Raw genomic sequence first — 8,235 nt, forward strand, 5'->3', positions numbered from 1 at the left:
GGACTTATCCACACACTTAGCAATCATGCAGATCCAGTTTTCAGGGAATAAAAGAAGCCATCCAGCTTGGATGGTTTTTTTGTACTTCTTTAAAACTGAAATTTCTGACGTCTATCATTTCGAAAAAGGAGTCATGCCATTATGGAACAAGCTTCTTCGAGTCGGCTCCACTATGCCTGGATCATTGCAGGTGTCACCTTTTTTATCCTCTTGGTTGGCGCTGGAATTCGCTCAGCTCCTGGTGTTTTTATGGTTCCTGTTGAACAAGAATTTGGTTGGAGTCGCTCTTCTATCTCCATAGCGCTGTCGATTAATCTATTGCTATACGGATTAGTGGGCCCATTTGCAGCAGCAGTCATGGATCGATTCGGCATAAGGCGTATTACGATCATTGCTCTTATCTTGTTAGCATTGGGTTCCTCCCTCACGACTTGGATGCAGGCCTCCTGGCAATTGACGATACTATGGGGAGTGGTTGTTGGGCTCGGATCAGGATGCACGGCCTCCGTATTGGGAGCGATGATTGCAAATCGCTGGTTTGTGAAGCAACGAGGATTGGTTATGGGGATATTAACAGCGAGTGGTGCAACAGGACAGCTGGTATTTCTCCCTCTTCTTGCAAGCTTGGCTGAATCAGATGGCTGGCGTACGCCATCGTGGGTGATTGCAATAGCGGCTCTGATTTTGGTTCCGATTGTGGCTATCTTGATGCGTGACCGACCAAGTGATAAGGGACTTCAGGCATTTGGTGCGACGGAAGTTGATCAAGAAATAGAGGATACCAAGCAAAACCCTTTTCGTGCAGCAATTGATGGTTTAGTAAAAGGGTCTCGTTCCTTTGATTTCTGGTTGTTGGCTGGCAGCTTTTTTATTTGCGGTCTCTCTACAAATGGTTTAATCGGTACTCATTTTATAGCTGCTTGTATGGAGTACGGCATTCCAGCGGTAACGGCTGCAAGTTTACTCGCCCTCATAGGTATCTTTGATATTATTGGAACAACATTGTCTGGTTGGCTATCGGACCGTTTTAACAATCGTTGGCTCTTGTTTTGGTATTACGGTTTACGGGGATTTTCGTTAATGCTGCTTCCTGCAGCGCTATCCTCTTCTACGTTTACTTTGGGCTTATTCATTGTCTTCTATGGCTTAGATTGGGTAGCCACGGTTCCTCCAACACTTAAGTTGACAACCGATATTTTTGGAAAACAACAATCAGGAATTTTGTTTGGGTGGATATTGGCCGCACATCAATTAGGTGCTGCTGTGGCTGCCTACGGTGGAGGAGTCATTTATTCCATGTTGAATAGTTACTTCATCATGTTTATCATTGCTGGAATATTTTGCTTGATAGCTTCTGTCATGGTTATGCGGATTGGAAGGAACGCGCTCGCGGCGAAAATTTCCGGGAACATGTAGCGGTAAAATTATAGATGGAAAGAAAAACACCCGAGTAGACACTAGATCACTCGGGTGTTCGTTAGTTTTCAGGCTGCGGATACAAGGGGAGGTTGATGCGGAAAACGGCGCCGTGGAGTGGACCATTTTCTGCTTGGAGATAGCCGTGCGAACGTTCGATAATTGCTCGAGAAATAGCTAGCCCCAGTCCGACATCACCGTTTTTTCCTTTCACAAAACGATGAAATAAATGAGGGAGAAGTTCTTCCGCGATGCCCTCTCCATCATCTTGTACTTCTATTTGGAGTTGACGTTTGCCTGATTTGATTTCAATCGTGATCTGATTCTTGGCATGGCGTAAAGCATTTCCAATGATATTCAACAAGGCTTGAAGAAACTTTCCTTCATCGACGTACACGACGTCATTGGTTTTAGTCGGAAGTACTGAAATCGTTACATTGTGCTGGAGCTGCAAAGGGTGTAAGCGCTCAATGGCCCGAGTCACCAGGTCAGTAGCGGAATGCCATGAGGGATCGAACAAATTCTCTTCGCCCTCAAGTTTGGCCAACAATATAATTTCAGTCACAATATGCTTTAATCGATTGGTTTCCTCTACGATGACATCAAAACCTTTTTCAGCAGCAGCATCAACAAAAACACCATCGCGAATTCCCTCAGCATATCCTTGAATAGACATGAGAGGGGTTTTTAGCTCGTGGGAAGCATTCTGTAAAAATTGCCGCTGGATTTCATGAAAACGATCGAGTTCCTGTGCCATGGAGTAAACACTATTCGAGACCTCAGCAATTTCACCGCGTGCAGGAATGAGTTGGACCTCGGAAAAACGTCGTGCTTGAACCTTCTTTATTTCTCTCGTCAATTTATGGAGTGGCTTCACCATACTACGTGTAATAAAAAAGCTTAGCAAAATGGTAGATACAGCTCCAATCAAGACGATCAGTAATATGTTATTCGTCATCTCCATACGAATGTCTTTTAGTCCACGTACAGGAGAGGCTAGAATCAGTCTTTGCTTTTCGTCGTTTTTAAAAGGCAAGTTAACGACCACGTAATCATCGCTTCCGACCATCCATATGTTTCGATTTTGCCTTTTCTCCGCTTTACGCTCAAGAGCATCCATCCACTCATTCAAATTGGAAGAAGGCAGGGATGTGTAGAGCACTTTTTTCTTTTTGCCCAAGACTAAAACTTCTACCTTGCGATTGGAGACGAGAAGCTTTTCGAGTTCTGCGACTCCCTCTGTTTCAATCTTTACATTCGATTCGTTCATTTTTTCAATCCAGAATCGACCTTTTAGGTTTAATTCATTCTTTTGCTGCTCAATTAAATTATCCAGTAAAAACGAATTAATCAGAACAGCGGATACCCCCATGACAAGACAGAGAAGAAGGGCGAACATCAACGTAATGCGAAATTGGATACTCATTCATCCTTCGTTCCTTCCGAAGTTCGCAGGCGATACCCAAAGCCCCAAACCGTTTCGAGAGGGAGCTTGTCCAGCTTTTTTCGGATACGACGAATGAGATCATCAACCACTCGATCACTTCCAAAATAATCATAACCCCATATAAGAGAGAGCAGTTCATCACGGGAAAAAGCCCGATTCGGATGCTCCGATAAAAGGCTGAGCACCTGAAACTCTTTCGAGGTCACCTCAACTTCCTCCCCAAAAGAATATACGAGACGTTTTTCCTTATCTAATACCAGAGTGCTGTTAGCGGTTTCTTCCGTATGGGATTTCATCTGTTTCCAACGCTGGAGTGCCCGATTCACACGTGCCACTAATTCACGAGGGCTAAAAGGTTTGGTGAGATAATCGTCGCTTCCTAGCTCTAGTCCAAGAATTTTGTCTACTTCTTCGTCGCGAGCAGAAACCATGATAATAGGCGTTTCTGAGCCAGCTCGAATACGTCGGCAAAACTCATAGCCATTCATACCTGGCAACATAATGTCCAATACCCATAGATCGGGGGGATTCTCTTGCTCTAATGTAATAGCCTCTTCGGCTGATTCAACGGCAGTTGTAACATAGCCTTCCTTTTGCAGATAGGCTGCGATGATCTGACGAATATTGAGGTCATCGTCTACGATAGCAATGTGAAAGGTCTTCATAGGTTTCCTCCGCGAACCTGTAGATTCTCACTATATTGTACATCTTCAAACGGACTTAAGTAGTTGTTGTAGGCATTTCCCATACTTTTCCCATACTTGCCTACGATCCTTACAATAGTGTAAGGAAGTTGAAACCCAAATCGATAGGACTACATGTCTATTCCCTGTAAAATCAAAGTACATTCAATAAACGGAGGGATACACCATGAGAAAACTAGTACAGATGATCGCGATTACGTTCGGGTTGTTAATCGATACAAAGACAATGATTCGCTCCTCTGAATTGGAAATGGTCGTGAAGCTGTAAAGATGATGATAAATACATGTAAAAAAACATGAACTTCTAGGCGCCAGAATAAAGGGGCCTTTTTTTGTTTTGTGTAATGACCCAGCGTGAAACAAAGCTGGAATATTTAGGGGTAATATGAAATGCGTGAGTGTACGACCAAATTCCGAGGGAAATATTGGGGAAATAGATTGATTCAACTGGTTTTTTTGGACGTCTCCTCTCTCTGTATGGTATAATGAAGTATTGTGATAACCAGTTGGAGGTTTACCCTTTATGGCAGAAGAAACTGCTCGGTTTCCAAAAGTCGATATTAGCCACGAAATGAGAGAATCGTTCATTAGCTATGCGATGAGCGTTATCGTCAGTCGGGCTTTGCCTGACGTTCGCGATGGTTTGAAGCCTGTACACAGGCGTATTTTGTATGCCATGCACGATATGGGCCTTACTCCTGACAAGCCGTTCCGTAAATCGGCAAACGTTGTCGGGGAAGTAATGGCGAACTACCATCCGCATGGTGACTCTTCCATCTATGAAGCGATGGTACGTATGGCCCAAGATTTTAACATGCGCTACATGCTGGTTGAAGGGCAAGGGAACTTCGGTTCTGTAGACGGCGACCCGGCAGCGGCGATGCGTTATACGGAGTCGCGTTTTTCCAAGCTCGCGCTGGAGCTCTTGCGCGATATTGATAAAGAAACGGTCGATTTCATTCCTAACTACGACGGACGCAAAGAAGAGCCGGTTGTATTGCCTTCTCGTTTCCCGAACCTGCTTTTAAATGGTGCATCAGGGATTGCTGTAGGTATGGCTACCAATATTCCGCCGCATAACTTGACGGAAGTTATTGATGGTGTCATTGCCATGATCGACAATCCGGATATTACGATTCAAGATTTGATGAAGATTATCAAGGGACCTGACTTCCCTACAGCAGGGGAGATTCTCGGTTACAGTGGTATTCGCCGTGCCTATGAAACAGGTCGTGGTTCCATTATTATGCGCGCCAAAACCCAGATTGAAGAGGATGGAAAAGGCAAACCGCGCATCATCGTAACAGAGATCCCTTATCAGGTGAACAAGGCTAGACTCGTGGAAAAAATCGCGGAGCTAGTGCGTGAGAAAAAAATCGAAGGCATTACCGACCTTCGTGACGAGTCTGACCGCAAAGGAATGCGTATCGTCATGGAATTGCGCCGTGACGTCATTCCAAAGGTTGTATTGAACAATCTGTTTAAGCATACCCAAATGCAGTCTACATTTGGTGTGAATATGCTGGCACTCGTTGACAGTCGTCCGCGTGTATTGAATCTGCGTGACATGCTCTATTACTATTTGGAGCACCAACGTGTCATTATCCGCAGAAGGACCGAATACGATCTCAAGCAAGCAGAAGCCCGTGCTCATATCTTGGAAGGCTTGCGCATTGCATTGGATCATATTGACGAGATTATCAGCTTGATTCGTTCTTCTCAAACCACGGAAGAAGCTCGCACAGGACTCATGGAAAATTACTCCTTGTCCTACGAGCAGGCACAGGCCATTCTTGATATGCGTCTGCAACGCCTGACTGGTTTGGAACGAGAAAAAATCGAGAACGAATACCAAGAGCTCATGGTAAAAATCGCAGAACTGCGTGCTATTCTTGCGGACGAAGGCAAAATCTACGCGATCATCCGGGAAGAGCTGGGTGAGATCAAAGAGAAGTTTGGCGATGCAAGACGCACGGAAATTACATTCGATGAGAATCATATCGAAGATGCAGATTTGATCCCAGAGGAAGATGTGGTCATCACCCTGACGCATGACGGATATATCAAGCGTCTGCCTGTTTCCACCTATCGTTCGCAAAAACGTGGTGGACGTGGCGTGCAGGGGTTGGGAACCAAGGATGACGATTTTGTCGAGCATCTGTACATTACCAACTCGCATGATTACATCATGTTCTTCACGAGCAAAGGGAAGGTGTATCGCCTAAAAGGATTCGAGATTCCTGACCTGAGCCGGACAGCGAAAGGTACCCCAATCATCAATCTCATTCAGATTGAAAAAGGGGAACGGGTGAGTGCGGTAATCCCTGTGAAGGAGTTTGATCAAGAACATTACCTGTTCTTTGCGACCAAGAAGGGGATTATTAAGAAAACCACGCTTGAGTCCTATGAAAATATTCGCAAAGGCGGACTAATTGCGGTTAACCTGCGCGACGATGATGAGTTGATTGGTGTTCGTCTGACGGATGGCCAACAAGAAATCATTATGGGTACTCACAAAGGCATGTCCGTCCGTTTCAATGAGGGAGACGTACGCACGATGGGACGTAACGCCACCGGTGTGAAGGGGATTACCCTTGACGACGATGATGATGTCATCGATATGGACGTTATCAAACCAAATGCAGAAGTGCTCATTGTAACGGCGAATGGTTACGGAAAACGGACTCCTGTCGATGAATACCGCATTCAATCTCGTGGCGGTAAAGGAATTAAGACTCACAATGTTACGGATCGAAGCGGTCCGGTCGTCGGGCTGAAAGTCGTTGAACCTGAAGAAGATCTGATGATTATTACCACTTCCGGCATCATCATTCGTACAGAAATGAAAGGTATTTCTGTGATGGGGCGTTACACGCAAGGTGTGAAACTGATCCGTTTGTCTGAAAATGAGCAAGTGGGATCAGTCGCCAAATGTCCTCCGACTGAGGAAGAGGACATGTCAGATGAAGATGTGGAAGAGGGAATCGAAGATATGCAAGACGGAGAGACTGTCGAAGCAACCGAGCCTACCGAACCTACCGAGTCTACCGAACCGACAGAGGAATAAAGAAAATCGCGACGAAAGCGTCCCGCATAATGTGGGGCGTTTTTTCGTGTAAGTGCAGAAAGTTTGTCCTGGCCAGTGCTTTTTTCCTGCAAATGGTTTGGGTTTGAAGTAAAATTGGGAAATGGATACTATATCATTAACAAGTTGGATCGGGTGGTGAGCAGGTTGCCCAATGTGGAAGTGAAACAACTGACTCTTGGAGCGAAATTGGCTGAAGACGTATTTACAGCATTGGGAGGCATTCTTTTTGCAAAAGGAACCCCTCTCTATGAAAGAGAAGTGCAATTCTTAGAAGCGTTCATGATCAAGCAGGTACAAGTAGAAGATTCGGGAGGGGCTTCGACTGACCAAGGGGAATCTCCTACAACTAAGGTAGAGGCGCCAGAAGCTTCTGATAAGTTTACTCAAGCTAAACCTGTGTTTCAGGAGTCATTTGATAGAGCAGTGTCTACACTAAAAAATTTGATGACCCGCGTACAAGGTGGCAATAACATACCCGTTATGGAAGTCAGAGAAGTTGTTACGCCGATCATTACGGAGTTTCAGCAGCAACCCCAAGTTCTCCTCTCCCTTCGGCGCTTTGCAAAGATGGATAGCTATGCTTATGAGCATGCCGTAGCGGTTGGGATGATTTCTTATATGATTGCAAAATGGGTCAAGGTACCAGAAAAAGAATGGATGCAGGTCGCATTGGCGGGTACATTGCTCGATATAGGAAAAACGAAAATTGATCGGCGGATATTGCAAAAACCAGGGAAGCTTACGCCAGACGAATTCGAAGAGATGAAAAAGCATACCGTTTATGGCTACCAAATTATTAAGGCATCCCACGGTTTAAGTGAAGGTGTAGCATTAGCGGCTTTGCAACATCATGAGCGGGAAGATGGTTCAGGCTATCCGCTAGGTTTGCCTGGATCTAAACTACATTTATACAGTAAAATTGTCGCTGTGGCCGATGTGTATCATGCAATGAGCTCGGACCGTGTGCACCAAAAGGCGTTGTCTCCCTATCAAGTCGTGGAGCAATTAGTACAGGATAGCTTCGGGAAACTTGATCCTACCATTGTTCGGACATTTGTGGAGGGGATCACTCAATTCGCTGTAGGAACATTAGTTGAATTAAGTGATGGAACGATTGGGAAGATCGTATTTACAGATCGTAATCATCCAACGAGACCAATGGTTGAAACAGGTGGGAAAATCGTAAACTTAGTCGAAGCGCGACATTTATCTATTGTGAGAGTAATGGAACAATAAAGAAGAGAGGCGAGTGATTCGCCTCTTTTTTTAATATGTTTTAAAGTAATTTAATTTTATTATAAAAACCTCTTGTGTTGTTTAAAAATACGTGATAAGATACTCCTTGTGGCTTCGATTGGAGCAACACTTCAAGAAGAAAAGTCAATTAGGCTATTTACTTCTTGAGCATTGTTTGATAAAGTATTGAATTGTCGCCATCAAGCGGAACAAGATTTTTTAAAAAAACATCTTGCAAAATCCTAGGCGGTATGATAAGATAGAAAAGTCGCCTCGAGAGAGACGGACGAAAAATGCTCTTTGAAAACTGAACAGCGAAAGCGTTAATGAGTCTATCATTAAAT

Annotated in this window: 5 protein-coding genes; 3 read left to right on the top strand and 2 right to left on the bottom strand. The window is 44.6% G+C overall.

Features of this window, described 5'->3' with window-relative positions:
• The first annotated feature begins 141 nt into the window (after positions 1 to 141).
• A complete protein-coding gene (locus KB186_RS28045) occupies positions 142 to 1,416 on the top strand; it encodes an MFS transporter (protein WP_173612572.1) in 1,275 nt (424 codons plus the stop codon).
• A 61-nt stretch (positions 1,417 to 1,477) separates the two neighbouring features.
• Here the strand turns inward: KB186_RS28045 and KB186_RS28050 are convergent, their stop codons facing one another.
• Positions 1,478 to 2,842, bottom strand: a complete 1,365-nt coding sequence (locus KB186_RS28050) for a sensor histidine kinase (protein WP_173612571.1) — start codon at positions 2,840 to 2,842, stop codon at positions 1,478 to 1,480.
• Entirely contained in the window at positions 2,839 to 3,528 is a 690-nt protein-coding gene (locus KB186_RS28055; RefSeq protein WP_173612570.1) for a response regulator transcription factor, read from the bottom strand. Before KB186_RS28055 ends, KB186_RS28050 begins: the two co-directional genes overlap by 4 nt.
• Before the next feature lie 562 nt (positions 3,529 to 4,090).
• Here KB186_RS28055 and gyrA point away from each other — a divergent pair.
• Together gyrA and KB186_RS28065 are read left to right on the top strand one after the other, a co-directional pair.
• Positions 4,091 to 6,634: a DNA gyrase subunit A gene (gene gyrA, locus KB186_RS28060; protein WP_232774833.1), complete on the top strand. Its 2,544-nt coding sequence runs from the start codon at positions 4,091 to 4,093 to the stop codon at positions 6,632 to 6,634.
• A 165-nt stretch (positions 6,635 to 6,799) separates the two neighbouring features.
• Positions 6,800 to 7,891, top strand: coding sequence for an HD-GYP domain-containing protein (locus KB186_RS28065; protein ID WP_173612568.1), 1,092 nt, complete (start codon positions 6,800 to 6,802; stop codon positions 7,889 to 7,891).
• Positions 7,892 to 8,235: the final 344 nt, after the last annotated feature.

The sequence above is a fragment of the Brevibacillus sp. AF8 genome, from assembly GCF_021270385.1.
Taxonomy (GTDB): Bacteria; Bacillota; Bacilli; order Brevibacillales; family Brevibacillaceae; genus Brevibacillus.

Excerpts from the sequence above, each read along its gene's own strand:
- KB186_RS28055 (WP_173612570.1), bottom strand. The coding sequence starts at position 3,528 with ATGAAGACCTTTCACATTGCTATCGTAGACGATGACCTCAATATTCGT.
- KB186_RS28045 (WP_173612572.1), top strand. The coding sequence starts at position 142 with ATGGAACAAGCTTCTTCGAGTCGGCTCCACTATGCCTGGATCATTGCA.
- gyrA (WP_232774833.1), top strand. The coding sequence starts at position 4,091 with ATGGCAGAAGAAACTGCTCGGTTTCCAAAAGTCGATATTAGCCACGAA.
- KB186_RS28050 (WP_173612571.1), bottom strand. The coding sequence starts at position 2,842 with ATGAGTATCCAATTTCGCATTACGTTGATGTTCGCCCTTCTTCTCTGT.